The organism is Variovorax robiniae (genome assembly GCF_037889955.1).
Lineage (GTDB): Bacteria > Pseudomonadota > Gammaproteobacteria > Burkholderiales > Burkholderiaceae_C > Variovorax > Variovorax robiniae.
Genome location: NZ_JBBKZS010000012.1, coordinates 152,276 through 168,174, shown reverse-complemented (window position 1 = coordinate 168,174; position 15,899 = coordinate 152,276). Strand labels below are relative to the sequence as shown.

The window sequence follows — 15,899 nt, the reverse complement described above, 5'->3', positions numbered from 1 at the left end:
GAGCAGTGTTGTTGTGAGGCGTGTCATGCGGCCATGGCTTGCGGCAGGAGCGGCGCGACCGGGCGGCCGTCGACGATCTCCACGCGGCGGCATCGCACCCAGTGGCCGGGCTGCACTTCGGTGAGCGGTGGCAGGGCTTGCGCGCAAGCGGGCTCCGCCACCGGGCAGCGGCCGGCGAAGCGGCAGCCGGGTGGCGGATTGATCGGGCTGGGCGGGTCGCCAGTGAGCTTGATGCGTTGCGCCGCACGCGCCCGCCCGCCGCCCACCGTGGGCACGGCCGACATCAGGGCCACGCTGTACGGATGCAGCGGGTTCGCGAAGAAGGCCTTGCGCGGACCGCGCTCGACGATCTGGCCGAGGTACATCACGGCGATGTCGTCGCAGATGTGCTCGACCACCGCCATGTCGTGCGAGATGAAGAGATAGGTCAGGCCCAGCTCGCGTTGCAGGCGGGCCAGCAGGTTGAGGATCTGGGCGCGGATCGCGATGTCGAGTGCCGACACGGGCTCGTCGCAGACCACCAGTTCAGGGTTGGTGGCCAGCGCGCGAGCGATGTTGATGCGCTGGCGTTGGCCGCCGGAGAACTGGTGCGGGAACAGGTGCTGCTGCTCGGGCCGCAGGCCGACAGCGGTGAACAACTCGGCCACGCGTGCGGTGCGCTCGGCGGGCGTGCCGACGTTCATGAGGTCCAGCGGTGCACGCACCGCGGCGCCGGCGCGCTCGCGCGGGTTGAGCGACGAGAAGGGGTCCTGGAAGATGATCTGCAGGCGGCTGCGGGCGCGGCGCAGTTCCTCGCCCTTGAGTGCGCCAAGGTCGGTGTCGCCCAACTGGATGTGGCCGGCCGTGACCGGCGACAGCCGCATCACCGCAAGCGCGGTCGTGGTCTTGCCCGAGCCCGATTCGCCGACGATGGCCAGCGTGGTGCCGCGCTTCACGGTGAAGGACACGCCGTCGACGGCTTTGACCACCTCGGGCTTTGAGAACAGGCCCGACTTGGCGCGCGGGAAGTGGACCTTCAGATCGTCGACTGTCAGCAGGGTGTCCGGGGTCATGCCGCCACCTCTTCCTGCTGCGCATGCAGCCAGCAGGCCGCGCCATGCGTTGCGCCGTCTTCCATCGCGAACATCGGCGGCACCTCCTCCGCGCAGCGCGGCTTCGCATAGGGGCAGCGTTCGCGGAAGGCACAGCCGCTGCCCAGCTCCCAGATCGAAGGCACCATGCCATCGATCTCGGCGAGCTCGATGCGGTCGTTGTCGGCGGCGGCAAAGGCGCTGCTGCCGAGTTCGGGCAGGCAGGCGATCAGGCCGTGCGTGTAGGGGTGGCCGGGGTTGCCGAGCACCTCGGCGGTGGTGCCTTGCTCGATGACGCGGCCGGCATACATCACCATCACGCGGTCGGCCATCTCGGCGACGGCGCCCATGTCGTGCGTGATGAGCAGGATGGCTGTGCCCTTGTCGCGTTGCAGGTCGCGCAGCAGGTCGAATATCTGCGCCTGCACGGTGACGTCGAGCGCGGTGGTGGGCTCGTCGGCGATGAGGATGTCGGGCCGGCAGGCCAGCGCCATCGCGATCATCACGCGCTGGCGCATGCCGCCGGAGAGCTGATGCGGGTACTCGTCGACACGGCGCTCGGGTGCGGGGATGCCGACTTGCTGAAGCATCTCGATGGCCCGGGCGCGCGCGGCCCCCGCATCGAGGCCCGCATGCAAGCGCAGCGATTCGCCGATCTGGTCGCCCACGGTGAGCACCGGATTCAGCGAGGTCATCGGCTCCTGGAAGATCATCGAGATGCGGTTGCCGCGCACCTCGCGCATGCGTTCCAGGCTGACGGTGACGAGGTCTTCGCCGCCGAACAGGATGCTGCCGCTGCTGATGCGGCCGGGTGGCGACGGGATGAGCCGCAGCAGCGCCAGCGCGGTCATGCTCTTGCCGCAGCCGGACTCGCCGACCACGCAGAGCGTCTCCCCGCCATGGATCTCGAAGTCGACGCCGTTGAGGACCAGCGCGTTGCCACGGCGCGTCTTGAATTCGACGCGGAGGTCTTTGACCTGGAGCAGGGGTTGCGTCATGTCAGCGTTCACGCAGCTTAGGGTTGAGCGCATCGTTGAGGCCATCGCCGATCAGGCTCACGGCCAGCACCGTGATGAAGATCGCTGCGCCCGGAAAGGCCACGGCCCACCAGCACGACAGCACGTACTGCCGGCTCGAACCGATCATCAGGCCCCAGCTCATCTGGTTCGGGTCGCCGAGTCCGAGGAAGGACAGGCCCGCCTCGAACAGGATCGCCGCGCCCACCGCCAGCGTGGCCGACACGATCAGCGGCGGCAGCGCATTCGGCAGGATCACCTTCCAGATAATGCGGCGGTCGCGCGCGCCGATGGCATGCTCGGCGCGCACGAATTCGAGGTCGCGGTACTTCATGAACTCGGCGCGTGTGAGGCGCGCGGTGCCGGTCCAGCTCACGATCCCGATGGCCAGCGTCACGGTCACGAGCGAGGGCGAGAACAGCGTGACCACCACCATCGCGAACAGCAGCGCCGGCAGCACCTGGAAGAACTCGGTGACACGCATCAGCGCCGCGTCGATGCGGCCACGGTAGTAACCCGCCATCGCGCCGAGCGTGATGCCGATCAGCACCGACAGCAGCGCGGCCACGGCACCCACCAGCAGCGTGGCACGGCCGCCGTAGATCAGCGTGGTGAGCACATCGCGGCCGAGGTAGTCGCTGCCGAGGATCGCGTCTTCGGAGAAGGGCGGCGTGAGCGGCGCGGTGCGGATCTCGAAGGGATCGGCCGGGTAGACCCACGGACCCGCGATGGACACCGCGAGCACGATGAACAGCATCACCATGCCGGCGATGGCGGAAGGGTTGCGCATGAACATGCGCAGCGCTTCGGCGGCCGGGTGCTCGACCTTCGGCAGCGGCTTGGGCGGAGTGGCAACGACGGTGTTCATGACGCCTTGATCCGCGGGTCGATGAGCCGATACGCGACGTCCGTCAACAGGTTCATCACGATCACGACGATCGAAGAGAACAGCAGCACGCCCAGGATCGTCGGATAGTCCCGCCGCAGCACCGCTTCGAACGCCAACCGGCCCAGCCCCGGCCAGTTGAACACTGTCTCCACGAGGATCGCGCCCGCCATCACATTGCCGAACTGCAAGCCCAGCACCGTCACCACCGGCAGCAGCGCATTGCGCAGTGCATGCTTGTAGAGCACCACGCGATCGGCCAGCCCCTTGGCACGCGCGGTGCGGATGAAGTCCGAACCCAGCACGTCCAGCATCGACGAGCGCGCGAGCCGGCTGTATTGCGCGAGGTAGACCAGCGCCAGCGTCAGCGTCGGCAGCACCAGGTGGTGCGCCACGTCGACGATATCGCCGATCCCGCCACCGCTCGAATCCAGCGAGCGCATGCCCGACACCGGCATGATCGGCAGCACCGATGCGAACAGGATCACCAGCATGATCCCCATCCAGAACACCGGCGCCGCAAAGCCCACCATGCTCAGCACCGTGATGAACTGCGACAGCACGCCATTGGGCTTGCGCGCCGACAGCACGCCCAGCCCCGTGCCAATGATGAACGCCGACAGCACCGCGCTCAACACCAGCAGCAGGGTGGCCGGCACGCGCTCGCCGATCATCTGCGTCACCGGCAGGTTGAAGAAGTACGAGTAGCCGAGGTCGCCTGTCACCACGCGCCCGACGTACACGCCCAACTGCACGTAGAGCGGCTTGTCCAGCCCGTACTGCTTGCGCAGCTCGGTCATCATCTCCTCGCTCATGCCGCCGCTCGCGCCCGCGATGGTTTCCACCGGGTCGCCCGGCGCGGCATGCACCAGCACGAAGTTCAGCACCACCACCGCCAGCACCAGGGCCAGGCCCTGGATCAGCCGTGATGCCACGGCGCGGGCGAGGCTCACTTCAGGAAGACCTCGTCATAGGGCGACATCGGGCCCCAGATCGTCATCGGCACATTGCCCACCTTCTTGCTCGTCACGGTGCGCGCCGGCACCGTGTTGATGAAGACGATGGGCGCATCGTCGGTCACGATCTTCTCGAAGGTCGCGTAGTAGGCCTTGCGCTTGACCGGGTCGAGGATCTGGCCGGCGCTGTTGAGCAGCTCGTCGACCTTGGGGTTGTTGTACGACTGGGTGTTGGTCCAGACGATGGGCTTGATGTTGGTCGACAGGTAGGTGCGGTGCACGCCGATGATCGGGTCGCCCCAGTTGTAGACCTGGTCCATCGACATGTCGAAGTCGTGCGTGGCCATGCGCTTGGCCCAGGATGGGAAGTCGGCCGAGGCACGCACTTCCACCGTGATGCCGACTTTCTTCAACGTGGTACGGATGTACTCGGCCACATTCTTCTGCTGGTCGTCCACGCCCGGCAGGTAGTCGATGGTGAGCTTGAAGCGCTCGCCGCCATCGTTGACCTTGTAGCCTGCCTCGTCGAGCATCGTTGCGGCCTTCTTCAGGTCGAAGGGATAGAGCGTCACGTCCGCCGAAGCCAGCGGGCTGCTCGCGGCGATGGGGCCGTTGGCCACCTGCGCGTAGCCGCCCATCAGGGCCTTGGTGATGAAGTTCTTGTCGATGGCCGTGGCGATGGCCTTGCGCACCTTCACGTCGTTGAGCGGCTTCTTCGTGGTGTTGAAAGCCAGCCAGTTGATCGAGCCGATGCCTTCGAAGCCCTTGGCCGTGACCACCGCGTTCGGGTCCTTGCTGACGCGCGCGATGTCGGTGGGCGCGGACACCTGGATCATCTGCATGTCGCCGCGCTCGAAGGAGAGGATCTGGCTCGCCATGTCGGGCTGGATGCTGAAGATCACCTTGTCGAGGTAAGGCTTGTTCGGCATGAAGTACTTGTCGAAGCGCTCCAGCACCACGCGCTGGCCGGGCTTGAACTCGACGAACTTGAAGGGGCCGGAGCCGACCACGTCGGTGCTGTTGCGCGGATGGGTCTTCAGGTCCTGGCCGTCGCCGTAGATGTGCTTGGGCAGGATGGGGCACAGGGCCGGGCTCATCGCCAGCACGATGGCCGGATGCGGCACGCTCATGCGCACGATGGCGGTGTAGGCATCGGGCGTGTCGACCTTCTCGACCGGGCCCATCATCGTGGTGAAAGGATGGTTGGCTTTGATGGCCATGATGGAGAAAGCCACGTCGGCGGAGGTGACTGGCTTGCCATCGTGGAACACCGCGTTCTTGCGCAGGTTGAGTGTGAGGGACTTGCCGTCTTCGTCGAGCTTCCAGGTCTCGGCCAGGTAGGGCTGCGGCGCCCACTTGTCATCGAAGCGCAGCGGGCTCGCGAAGAGCTGTGTCGAGGGCTCGGCCGTGGCGAAGCCCGATTGCACGGCGCCGTTGAGGTGGCGTGGCGCTTGCGTCAGGCCGACGACGAAGGTGCCGCCCTTCTTCGCTTCCTGTGCCTGGGCGAGAGGCAACTGGCCGAGCATGATGGCGCCGGAGCCTGCAAGGCAGAGCGTGCGACGGGTGATGAGACGTGGGTTCAACGAGACCTCCTTGAGTTCAGGACGTGATGCGCGAAGGTTTGCAAGATACGGTCCACCTCTGCGTGCATCGTGGAGCCAGATGCACGCGATCGATGGGTCCAAGGGTTTTCACATACTCAGAGCACCTCGTCACGTAGGTAATACCAGCGGTACAGCATGGACTGTCCGAAGCGACGGAACGGCGCGGCCCATTCGCCTTGTCGTGGGAACTGCAGAGGACTGTTGTAGATCGGCAGGTCGAAGGCTGCATCGCCTTCGCCCGCGATGCGCTGTGCCATGCGTCGGCCCGCATGCGCGGAGAAGGACACGCCGTTGCCGCCATAGCCCAGTGCATAGAACACGCTCTGCTTCGGGTCGGGTTGCACCACGCGCGGCATCATGTCGTGCGCGACGTCGACCCAGCCCCACCAGGAGTAGTCGATGGCGATGCCCTTCAATGGCGGGAACTTGCGCGCCAGGCCATCGACCAGCAGCTTGTAGTGCGCGTCTCGGCTCGCATCGGCACCGGTGATGGCGCTGCGGCTGCCGATCTGCACGCGCTTGTCGGGCAGCAGGCGGTAGTAGAAGCGCAGCGTGCGCGTGTCGGTGATGGCCTCGTGCGTGAGGAAGTTGGTGGCCTTCAGTTCGGCATCGGTGAGCGGGCGCGTGACGATGGAATTCGAGAGGACGGGGAAGTAGCGATTGGTCAGCGTCGGGTGCAGGCCGGGCGCGGTGTAGGCGCCGGTTGCGATGCCGACGGTCTTGGCGCGCACGGTGCCGCCGGGCGTCTTCAAGTGGTGCACCCCGTTCTTCGTTTCCCAGCCGATGACGGGGCTCGATGGATGCACGCGCGCACCGCCGGCGCGGGCTCGTTTCAGGTAGCTGTAGGCCAGCTTGAGCGGATGCACGCAGATGCCTTCGGCCTCGTGCATCGCGCCGGCCGCGTCCTGGTCGTTGCAGTATTCCTCGCGCACCTGTTCGGCGGTGAGCATGCGCGTCGCATAGCCGAAGTGGTCGGCCATCACGCGGGCCTCGTTGCGGAGGAAGGCCATCTTCTTCTCGCGATGCGCGATGTAGAGATGACCGCCGGGTTGCGGGTCGCAGTCGGCGTCCGCGACGAGTTCCTTGAAGGTGTCGAAGCCGAAGCGGATCTCGGCATCGAGGCGCTGTGCCGTGGCCAGGCCCCAGCGCTCGATCCACTGCGAGCGATAGAGCCGGCCGCTGGCGTTCTGGCCCTGTCCGCCGTTGCGGCTGGTGCAACCCCAGGCGACGCGATTGGCTTCCAGCACGAGCGCCTTGATGCCGTGTTCCTTCGCGAGGAAGAGCGCGGTCGCGAGGCCGGTGAAACCGGAGCCGATGATGACCACGTCGGCATCGACATCGCCTTGCACCGGGCCATCGTCATCGGGTGCCGGGCCGGCGGTGGCGGCCCAGTAGGTGGGTGCGTAGTCGCGGTTGCGGCCGGGGCCGTCGGACACCAGCGGGTCGTAGGCGGGGTCGTAGGGCGCGAAGAGTTCGCGCGGCGTGGCGATGCTCATTTCAGTTCTCCACCACGCTATTGCTGACCCGCGATGCATGAAACAGGGGCGAGCAATGACTGTTCGTGGGCACCCGCGGAACCGGCTTTGCCGGGCCGCTGGGTGCGCCCATTTGAGGGGCTGAGGGCCGCGGCTCCAAGCCTGCCTGCGCAGGCTTGGACGGCCCGCAAGAGCAGCCGCCTCTGGTGGCCGCCCGTGGCGCCGTAGGCGCTTGGGGGTGGGCTTTCATTCCGCGGGCAGCAGGGGGCGGGCCTTGCGGAACACGTTCTTGACGAGGATCTTGCCGTCCTTGAAGGTGAAGAGGTCGACCCCGTCGGACTCGCTGCGCTGGCCGTCGAGCGCGGTGCCGGTGAAGGTCCATTCGGACATGCCGCGATCGCCCATCACCATGTGCTTGCCGTTGCGCCACTGCGCATCGGGGAAGTTGGTCCATGCGGCGGCGAAGGCCTTGGCGACGGCCTCATGGCCAGTGTGACGCGTGCCCCAGGCGTCATTGCCGGCGGCAGTCTCGAACACGCAGTCAGCGTGCATGAAGGACATCAGCGCGGGCAGGTCGTGGCGGTTCCAGGCATCGGAAAAGGCTTCAAGGGTGGCGGTGGTGACGGTGGTCAAGCGGGCTCCTGCGGCGGATCGAATCTTGCGCAAAGGTTAAGCTCGGCCCACCCCTCGTCATAGAGCCAGTCGAGCCTTATCGTGAAAGCCAGATGCATCGCCCGGTGCACGTTTGAAGTGCACCGATGAACGCCACCGTGAACCCCAAACTCCCGCCGACGACCCCCTTGTGGGCGCAACTCTTTGCGCTGGACGACCACACCGGCCTGCCGCTGCAATCGCGCCTGCGGCTCAAGGTGGTGCAGGTGATCCTCGATGGCCGGCTGGCGGCCGGTGCGGCGCTGCCATCGTCGCGCGACCTGGCGCAGGCGCTGGGCCTGAGCCGCAACACCGTCACCGCCGTGTACCAGCAGCTGGTGGACGAGGGCTACCTGGAATCGCGCCCGCGCTCGGGCGTGTTCGTGAACGCGGGTGCGCTGCCGGCATCGATCGTCTCGGTCGACAAGTTCATCGACCCGTTCAAGGGCGACAGCGCCAGCGCCGGTGCGCCGCCGCAATGGGACGCGCGCGTGCTGCGCTCCTTGCGCGAGCAGCCGACGCTGTCGAAGCCCGCGCAGTGGCGCAAGTTCCCCTATCCCTTCGTCTACGGCACGCATGACGCGCAGCTCTTTCCGACGGAAGACTTCCGCGAATGCTGCGTGCGCAGCCTGGCCCGATCGCAGTTGCCGAACTGGACGCCGGACTTCGAGACCGACGACATGCCCGACCTGGTCGAGCAGATCCGCATCCGCCTGCTGCCCAAGCGCGGCGTGTTCGCGCGGCCCGAGGAGATCCTCGTCACGGTGGGCGCGCAGCATGCGCTGTACCTCGTGGCCGAGGCGCTGTTCGATCGCAACACGCGCGTGGGCTTCGAGGAGCCGGGCTATCCGCATGCGCGCAATGCCTTCTCGCTGCGTACTTCGGAAATGATCGGTATCCCGGTCGATGACGAAGGCTTGGTGGTCGACGCGCTGCCCGCGCTCGACTATGTGTTCGTCACGCCCTCGCACCAGAGCCCGACCACGCGCACGCTGAGCCTGGAGCGGCGCCAATGGCTGTTGCGCAAGGCGGCGTTGCAGGACTTCGTTGTCATCGAGGACGACTACGAGGCCGAGAACCTCTACGCCGGCGAACCCACGCCCGCGCTCAAGAGCCTGGACAAGACCGGGCGCGTGATCTACATCGGCTCGCTGTCCAAGAGCCTGGCGCCCGCCATGCGGCTGGGGTACATCGTGGCCTCGAAGGAATTGATCAGCGAACTGCGCGTGCTGCGGCATGCGATGGTGCGGCACCCGAGCGCCTTCTTGCAACATGCCTATGCGTTGTTCCTCTCGCTGGGTCATCACGACTCGCATGCGCGCCGCGTGAACCAGGTGCTGCGGCAGCGCATGGACGCGGTGATGCAGGCGCTGGCGCGGCACATCCCGGAGTTCGAGGCGACAGTGCCGAACGGCGGCGCGTCGGTGTGGGTCAAGACGCCGGCTTGGCTCGATGGCGCCACGCTGTCCTTGCGCGCGCGCGGGCATGGCGTGCTGATCGAGCCGGGCGATGTGTTCTTCGCGCAGCCGCCGCGACCTTGTCCGTACTTCCGGCTGCGCTTGTCATCGATCGACGTCGCGCAGATCGAGCCCGGCATTCTTGCGTTGCGGGATGCGGTGCGAGCGATGGCGGGCGAACGTCGCCAGCCTTGAGCGTTGACGCTGGCGACGAAAGTCCGTGGCCAAGCGCGCGGGGCGCGGCCTCGCTATAAAGGCAAGCGCTGAGTCAGCCTCGCGGCTCGGCAGACTCGTTCAGCATTGCCGTCACCACTTCCCCGACCAGGACTCCCATGAGCTCACTCTTCTCCGCCGGCGCGCTCGGCCCGCTCGAACTGCGCAACCGCATCGTCATCGCGCCGATGTGCCAGTACACCGCGCAGGATGGCAATGCCGGCGACTGGCACTTGATGCACCTCGGGCAACTGTCGCTGTCGGGCGCGGGGCTGCTGATCATCGAGGCGACCGCGGTCGAGCAGCAGGGTCGCATCACGCCAGGGTGCCTCGGCCTGTATTCGGACGACAACGAGGCCGCGCTCAAGCGCGTGCTGGATGCGGTGCGCGCGCATTCGAAGATGCCCATCGGCATCCAGCTCGCACATGCGGGCCGCAAGGCGTCGAGCCACAAGCCGTGGGATGGCGGCCAGAGCCTGCGGCCGGATGAGGGCGCGTGGCAGACGGAGGGGCCTTCCGCGCTGCCCCATGCGGCCGATGAGCCGCCACCCATCGCGCTCGATGCGGCTGGACTGGCACGCGTCAAGTCCGCATTCGTGCGCGCTGCGCAGCGTGCGGTCGCATTGGGACTGGAAGCGATCGAGCTGCATGCGGCGCACGGCTATTTGCTGCACCAGTTCCTGTCGCCGATCGCCAACCAGCGCGCCGATGAGTACGGCGGCTCGCTGGCCAACCGCATGCGCTTCCCGCTGGAGGTGTTCGATGCGGTGCGCGCCGCGGCGCCGGCGCACATCGCCGTGGGCATGCGCCTGTCGGCCAGCGACTGGGTCGATGAAGGCGAGACCTGGACGCTGGACCAGAGCGTGCAGTTCGCCAAGGCGCTGGCGCAGCGTGGCGGCAGCTTCATCCACGTGTCCTCGGGCGGCGTTTCGCAGAAGCAGAAGATTCCGCTGGTCGACGGCTACCAGGTGCCTTTCGCGGAACGCATCCGGCGCGAGAGCGGGCTGCCGACGATCGCGGTGGGCCTGATCACCGATGCAAGGCAGGCCGATGCCATCGTGGCCAATGGACAGGCCGACTTCGTGGCGATCGCGCGTGCGATCCTGTTCGAGCCGCACTGGCCGTGGCGCGCCGCTGCGGAACTGGGCGCGACGGTCGAGGCGCCGCAGCAGTACTGGCGCTCGCAACCGCGCGAGATGAAGGGTTTGTTTGGCGAGGGGGCGAAGATCGGGATGCGCTGAATGCAACCCGCTGTGATGCGGCATTCCGGCTCATCCCGTTCAAGCGCGCAGAAGTGGCTCAGAATGGTGCGCCATGAAATCCAGACGCCTGTATTGGCTCGTGGCGCTTGTGGCGGGGCTCGTCGCCGCAGCGCTCTACTTCGGCCCGCACTGGACCGTCTATCGCATGCGAAAGGCCATCGAGGCCCGCGATGCGACGGCCCTTGCCAGCCAGGTCGACTTCCCGTTGCTGAAGGAAAGCGTCAAGGCTCAGCTCATGACGAAGATGGGTGGCTTGATGAGTTCCAGTGGCTTGAAGGACAGTCCGCTGGCGGGCGTGGGGCAATTGATCGGCACGGGCCTGATCAACCAGACGGTCGACGCACTCGTCACGCCCACGGGTGTCATGCTGCTGATGCAGCAGGGCAAGTTCTCGGTGCCTGGTACGCCCGGCACCGCGCCGCCATCGCCGTCGAAGGAGTCGTCCTCCGCACCGAGATATGCGATCGACTACCTCGACTTCTCGACGGTGGAGATTCATGCGCGCGACGGATCGCCCGGCAAATTCATCCTTCGGCGAGAGGGCGTCTTCTTCTGGAAACTCGCTGCGGTCGAATTGCCGATGTGAGCAGCAAAGACAGTCGAGCAGGTGGTCTCGCGCCACGCTGCGCCACCAATGCCGGCTGCCTACGCCAACAGACGCTTGAGGTACTTGCCCGTATGGCTCGCCTCGTTCGCCGCGATGTCCTCCGGCGTGCCCTCGCCCACCACCGTGCCACCACCCGCGCCACCTTCGGGGCCCATGTCGATGAGCCAGTCGGCGGTCTTGATGACGTCGAGGTTGTGCTCGATCACGACGATGGTGTTGCCCGCGTCGCGCAGCTGATGCAGCACCTTCAACAGCAGCTCGATATCGGCGAAGTGCAGACCGGTGGTCGGCTCGTCCAGGATGTACAGCGTGCGGCCGGTGTCGCGCTTGCTCAGCTCCAGCGCCAGCTTCACGCGCTGCGCCTCGCCGCCTGACAGCGTGGTCGCGGCTTGGCCGAGCTTGATGTAGCTCAGGCCCACGTCCAGCAGCGTGTGCAGCTTGCGCTCGATGGTCGGCACGGCCTTGAGGAACTCGTAGGCCGTCTCGACCGTCATCTCGAGGATCTGCGCGATGTTCCTGCCCTTGTACTGGACCTCCAGCGTCTCGCGGTTGTAGCGCTGGCCGTGGCAGACCTCGCAGGGCACATACACGTCGGGCAGGAAGTGCATCTCGACCTTCACCACGCCGTCGCCTTGGCAGGCCTCGCAGCGGCCGCCCGCGACGTTGAAGCTGAAGCGGCCCGGGCCATAGCCGCGTTCGCGCGCGGTATTCGTCTCGGCCATCAACTCGCGGATCGGCGTGAACAGGCCGGTGTAGGTCGCGGGGTTGCTGCGCGGCGTGCGGCCGATCGGCGACTGGTCGACGTTGATGACCTTGTCGAAGTACTCGATGCCTTCCACTGACTCATGTGCGGCCGGCTCTTCATGCGCGCGGTAGAGCGTGCGTGCGACGGCGGTGTAGAGCGTGTCGTTGACCAGCGTCGACTTGCCCGAGCCCGACACGCCGGTCACGCAGGTCAGCAGGCCGACCGGGAAGGCGACGCTCACGTTCTTCAGGTTGTTGCCGCTTGCGCCGATGACGCGGATCTCCTGCAGATCGGTCTGCGTCGCGAGGTGCGCGGCCTCGCGTGCCTGGCGCTTCAAGGCGGCAGGGCTCGGCGGGAACTTGGGCTTGATCGGCGCTTTCTTCGCTTCGTCTTCGGGCTTGCGCAGAACGGGCAGCCACGGCGTGCGGCGCTTGGGCACTTCGATCTTCTTGGTGCCGAGCAGGTATTGGCCGGTCAGCGATTCGGCGTTGTCGCGCACCTGCTCGAAGGTGCCCTGCGCCATCACGCGCCCGCCGTGCACGCCGGCGCCCGGTCCCATGTCGATCACATGGTCGGCCGCGTGGATCATGTCCTCGTCATGCTCGACCACGATCACGCTGTTGCCGATGTCGCGCAGGTGCTTCAGCGTGCCGATGAGGCGGTCGTTGTCGCGCTGGTGCAGTCCGATGCTCGGCTCGTCGAGCACGTACATCACGCCGGTCAGGCCGGAGCCGATCTGCGAGGCCAGGCGGATGCGTTGCGCCTCGCCGCCGGACAAGGTCTCGGCACTGCGATCCAGGCTCAGGTAGTTGAGCCCCACGTCGTTGAGGAACTTGAGTCGCAGCCCGATCTCGCGGATCACCTTGTCCGCGATCTCGGCCTTGGCGCCGCGCAGCTTGAGTGTCTGGAAGTAGGCCAGGCTGTCGCGCAGCGTCACGTGGCTGATCGCGAAGATGCTCATGCGCTTGGAATCGCCGCCCGTCTCGTCGACCAGGAACACATTGCGCGCCTCGCGCCGCAGCCGCGTGCCATGGCAATCGGGGCAGGGCTGGTTGTTGCGGTAGCGGGCCAGTTCCTCGCGCACCGGGACAGAGTCGGTCTCGCGGTAGCGCCGCTCCATGTTCGGGATGATCCCTTCGAAGGGGTGCTTCCGCGTGAGCTTGCGGCCCGCGTTCGCGCCCGATTCCATCACGTAGCTGAACTTGATCTCTTCCTCGCCGGAGCCGTGCAGGATCGTGTGGCGCACGTTCTCCGGCAGGTCCTCGAAAGCCTTGTCGATGTCCACGCCGTAGTGCTTGGCCACGCATTCCAGCATGCTGAAGTAGTAGCCATTGCGGCGGTCCCAGCCCTTGACCGCGCCGCTCGCAAGCGAGAGCGACGGGAAGGCCACCACGCGCGTCCAGTCGAACACTTCGCGATTGCCGAGGCCGTCGCAGCTTGGGCAGGCGCCGACCGGTGAGTTGAAGGAGAACAGGCGCGGTTCCAGTTCGGCCAGCGAGTAGTGGCAGATCGGGCAGGCGAACTTGGCGTTGTAGAGATGCTCCTTGTCGGGCGCGCCCTCCGTGCCGAGCTGCAGCGCGATCGCACGGCCATCGGCCAGGCGCAGCGCGGTCTCGAAGCTCTCGGCCAGGCGCTGCTGCACATCGGGGCGGGCGCGCAGTCGGTCGATGACCACGTCGATGTCGTGCTTCTCGGTCTTCTTGAGCTTGGGCAGGTCGTTGTATTCGTACGTTTGTCCATCGACGCGGAAGCGCACGTAGCCCTGCGCCTGCATCTCGGCGAACAGTTCAAGGAACTCGCCCTTCTTCTCGCGAGCGACCGGCGCGAGGATCATCAGGCGTGGCTCGTCGGGGATAGCGAGGACCGCATCGACCATCTGCGACACGGTCTGCGCCTGCAAGGGCAGGTCGTGGTCGGGGCAATACGGCGTGCCCGCGCGTGCGTAGAGCAGCCGCAGGTAGTCGTGAATCTCGGTCACCGTGCCCACGGTGGAGCGCGGGTTGTGGCTGGTCGCCTTCTGCTCGATGCTGATCGCAGGCGACAGGCCCTCGATCACGTCGACATCGGGCTTGTCCATCAACTGCAGGAACTGCCGCGCATAGGCCGACAGGCTCTCGACATAGCGGCGCTGGCCTTCCGCATACAGCGTGTCGAAGGCCAGGCTGGACTTGCCCGAGCCCGACAGGCCGGTGATCACCACCAGCTTGTTGCGCGGGATGTCGAGGTCGATGTTCTTGAGGTTGTGCGTGCGCGCGCCGCGGATGCTGATGCGCTGCTGCGCGAGCAGGGCGCCGAGGTAGGCAGCGTCGACGTTGTCCGGGGTGGGGAGATTCACTTGGCAGTCGGTTTTGGGCAACCGAGCATCATAAATCCCCGGGGCTTTTCAGCGGGCCGGGCCGGATTCGGGCTCCGGCGGGGAAAGGGTATCGATGCGGGCCAGGTCGGGGTCAAGGCGCGTGCGGGGATCGGGCGACGCGGGTGGCTCGGGCACTGACGCGGGCTCCGGCGCCATGGGAGGCTCTGGCTCAGTGCGCACCGGTGAAGGCGACCCGATCGCCGCCGCCACCATGTGCTCCGCCAGCGTGTCGTAGAGCGGCCGGCTGATCATGCGCGACACCAGGCTCGCCAGCATCGCCCCCGCCATCAGGCTCAGCACCATCGCGTGGCCGTCGACCATCTCCATGACGATGATGAAGGAGGTCAGCGGCGCCTGCGTCACGGCGGCCAGGAAGCCGGCCATGCCGATGGCGATCAGGGCCGGCGCCAGGCTGGCATCCGTAAATTGCCCCACCGATTGCCCGATGCCTGCGCCGATCGACAGCGATGGCGCGAAGATCCCGCCCGGCACGCCGGCCCAGGCGCTGAGCCAGGTCGCGATGAACTTCAGCAGTGTGTCGACGGCCGGCATGCGCTCGTGGCCCTTGAGCATGTCCTTGACCGCCTCCGAGCCCGCGCCGAAGGTCGTGCCGCCCGTGGCCAGGCCGATCACCGCAATGCCCAGCCCGCAGGCCGCCGCGAAGCGCAGCGGGTAGCGTGCGCGCCATTGGTTGAACCGCCCCGGCGCCCCGGTCAGCGACGCGATGAAAAGCCGCCCGAACAACCCGCCGGCCACGCCGCTCAGCAGTGTCACCAGCAGCCCGGGCAGCAGCGCCTCCCAGCCGAACGGCGGCACCCTGATCACGCCGAAGTAGCTCGAGTTGCCGAAGGCCGACACCGCCACCAGGCCGGCCAGCACGATGGCCGTGATGATCAGCCCGCTGGCGCGCGACTCGATGCGCCCCGACAGTTCCTCGATCGCGAACACCACCCCGGCCAGCGGCGCATTGAAGGCCGCCGCGATGCCCGCCGCGCCGCCGGCCATCAGCAGCGCGCGCGAGTCGATCGTGGTGTTGGGCGAAAGCCAGCGGCGCGCATGCTGCATCACGCCGGCCGCGATCTGCACGGAAGGACCTTCACGCCCGATCGACAGCCCCGCCCCGAAGCCCGCGACCGTGAGCACTGTCTTGCCGGCCGCGAGCCGCAGCGACACGAACAGCGAGCGCCGCTCCGGCGGCAGCGCCGGATTCAGCGCCGCCTTCACCTGCGGAATGCCCGAGCCGCTGGCCGCGCCAAAGAAGCGCCGCGTCGCCCAGACGATGCCCACCGTGATCACAGGCGTGACGACCAGAGGCAGCCACGGCTGCCAGGCAAAGGCGCGCTGGAATCGGGCAAAGACCCAATCCACCGCCATCGTCAGCGCCACCACCGCCAGCCCGGCCGCCACCGCGTAGCCCAGCACGATGGCCCGGTCCAGCCACATGCGGCCGCCGCGCAACTCGTTGCGCAGGTGCTCGAAGAAGTCGGGTTCGTGGTTCATGCGGCGGGGGCCATTCTGACCGTGAGCATTAGTTGTGCCCATCCCCAGAAATAGACGGTCCCGGCGATCGGGCACAATCCTGCCTCGCGTTCTTCTCGTTA

12 protein-coding genes are annotated in these 15,899 nt (G+C 67.0%); 3 read left to right on the top strand and 9 right to left on the bottom strand.

The features are described 5' to 3' along the window. Positions 1-23: 23 nt before the first annotated feature. The 7 genes from WKW79_RS24570 to WKW79_RS24540 form a co-directional block, all read right to left on the bottom strand. Positions 24-1,052, bottom strand: coding sequence for an ABC transporter ATP-binding protein (locus tag WKW79_RS24570; protein WP_340337839.1), 1,029 nt, complete (start codon positions 1,050-1,052; stop codon positions 24-26). Continuing rightward, positions 1,049-2,068: an ABC transporter ATP-binding protein gene (locus tag WKW79_RS24565; protein ID WP_340337838.1), complete on the bottom strand. Its 1,020-nt coding sequence runs from the start codon at positions 2,066-2,068 to the stop codon at positions 1,049-1,051. The genes WKW79_RS24570 and WKW79_RS24565 overlap by 4 nt, the downstream gene beginning before the upstream one ends. 1 nt (position 2,069) lies before the next feature. Continuing rightward, positions 2,070-2,954, bottom strand: coding sequence for an ABC transporter permease (locus WKW79_RS24560; RefSeq protein WP_340337837.1), 885 nt, complete (start codon positions 2,952-2,954; stop codon positions 2,070-2,072). Continuing rightward, complete coding sequence (locus WKW79_RS24555; protein ID WP_340337836.1) at positions 2,951-3,925, bottom strand: ABC transporter permease; 975 nt, start codon at positions 3,923-3,925, stop codon at positions 2,951-2,953. Before WKW79_RS24555 ends, WKW79_RS24560 begins: the two co-directional genes overlap by 4 nt. Then, positions 3,922-5,511 (bottom strand): ABC transporter substrate-binding protein, encoded by a 1,590-nt coding sequence (locus tag WKW79_RS24550; RefSeq protein ID WP_422823956.1) that lies wholly within the window; start codon positions 5,509-5,511, stop codon positions 3,922-3,924. The genes WKW79_RS24555 and WKW79_RS24550 overlap by 4 nt, the downstream gene beginning before the upstream one ends. A 116-nt stretch (positions 5,512-5,627) precedes the next feature. Next, positions 5,628-7,028 (bottom strand): NAD(P)/FAD-dependent oxidoreductase, encoded by a 1,401-nt coding sequence (locus WKW79_RS24545; protein ID WP_340337835.1) that lies wholly within the window; start codon positions 7,026-7,028, stop codon positions 5,628-5,630. Between the two features lie 225 nt (positions 7,029-7,253). Further along, on the bottom strand, positions 7,254-7,640 hold the full coding sequence (locus WKW79_RS24540; protein WP_340337834.1) for a nuclear transport factor 2 family protein: 387 nt from the start codon (positions 7,638-7,640) through the stop codon (positions 7,254-7,256). Positions 7,641-7,777: 137 nt separating this feature from the next. On the opposite strand from WKW79_RS24540, the gene pdxR reads away from it, so the two are divergent. From pdxR to WKW79_RS24525, 3 genes are all read left to right on the top strand, one after another. Then, on the top strand, positions 7,778-9,310 hold the full coding sequence (gene pdxR, locus WKW79_RS24535) for a MocR-like pyridoxine biosynthesis transcription factor PdxR (protein WP_340337833.1): 1,533 nt from the start codon (positions 7,778-7,780) through the stop codon (positions 9,308-9,310). A 137-nt stretch (positions 9,311-9,447) separates the two neighbouring features. After that, positions 9,448-10,569, top strand: coding sequence for an NADH:flavin oxidoreductase/NADH oxidase (locus WKW79_RS24530; RefSeq protein ID WP_340337832.1), 1,122 nt, complete (start codon positions 9,448-9,450; stop codon positions 10,567-10,569). Positions 10,570-10,642: 73 nt separating this feature from the next. Further along, the gene (locus tag WKW79_RS24525) at positions 10,643-11,176 is read left to right on the top strand and encodes a DUF2939 domain-containing protein (RefSeq protein WP_340337831.1); all 534 of its coding nucleotides are present in this window, start codon (positions 10,643-10,645) and stop codon (positions 11,174-11,176) included. 59 nt (positions 11,177-11,235) lie between these two features. Here the strand turns inward: WKW79_RS24525 and uvrA are convergent, their stop codons facing one another. Both uvrA and WKW79_RS24515 read right to left on the bottom strand, forming a co-directional pair. Then, entirely contained in the window at positions 11,236-14,277 is a 3,042-nt protein-coding gene (uvrA, locus tag WKW79_RS24520) for an excinuclease ABC subunit UvrA (RefSeq protein WP_340337830.1), read from the bottom strand. A 48-nt stretch (positions 14,278-14,325) separates the two neighbouring features. Next, positions 14,326-15,798 (bottom strand): chloride channel protein, encoded by a 1,473-nt coding sequence (locus tag WKW79_RS24515; protein WP_340337829.1) that lies wholly within the window; start codon positions 15,796-15,798, stop codon positions 14,326-14,328. Positions 15,799-15,899 lie beyond the last annotated feature (101 nt).

Bases quoted from the DNA above. Each gene is read 5' to 3' on its own strand.
- WKW79_RS24530 (WP_340337832.1), top strand. From the start codon at position 9,448: ATGAGCTCACTCTTCTCCGCCGGCGCGCTCGGCCCGCTCGAACTGCGC.
- WKW79_RS24560 (WP_340337837.1), bottom strand. From the start codon at position 2,954: ATGAACACCGTCGTTGCCACTCCGCCCAAGCCGCTGCCGAAGGTCGAG.
- WKW79_RS24570 (WP_340337839.1), bottom strand. From the start codon at position 1,052: ATGACCCCGGACACCCTGCTGACAGTCGACGATCTGAAGGTCCACTTC.
- WKW79_RS24565 (WP_340337838.1), bottom strand. From the start codon at position 2,068: ATGACGCAACCCCTGCTCCAGGTCAAAGACCTCCGCGTCGAATTCAAG.
- WKW79_RS24525 (WP_340337831.1), top strand. From the start codon at position 10,643: ATGAAATCCAGACGCCTGTATTGGCTCGTGGCGCTTGTGGCGGGGCTC.
- WKW79_RS24515 (WP_340337829.1), bottom strand. From the start codon at position 15,798: ATGAACCACGAACCCGACTTCTTCGAGCACCTGCGCAACGAGTTGCGC.
- WKW79_RS24545 (WP_340337835.1), bottom strand. From the start codon at position 7,028: ATGAGCATCGCCACGCCGCGCGAACTCTTCGCGCCCTACGACCCCGCC.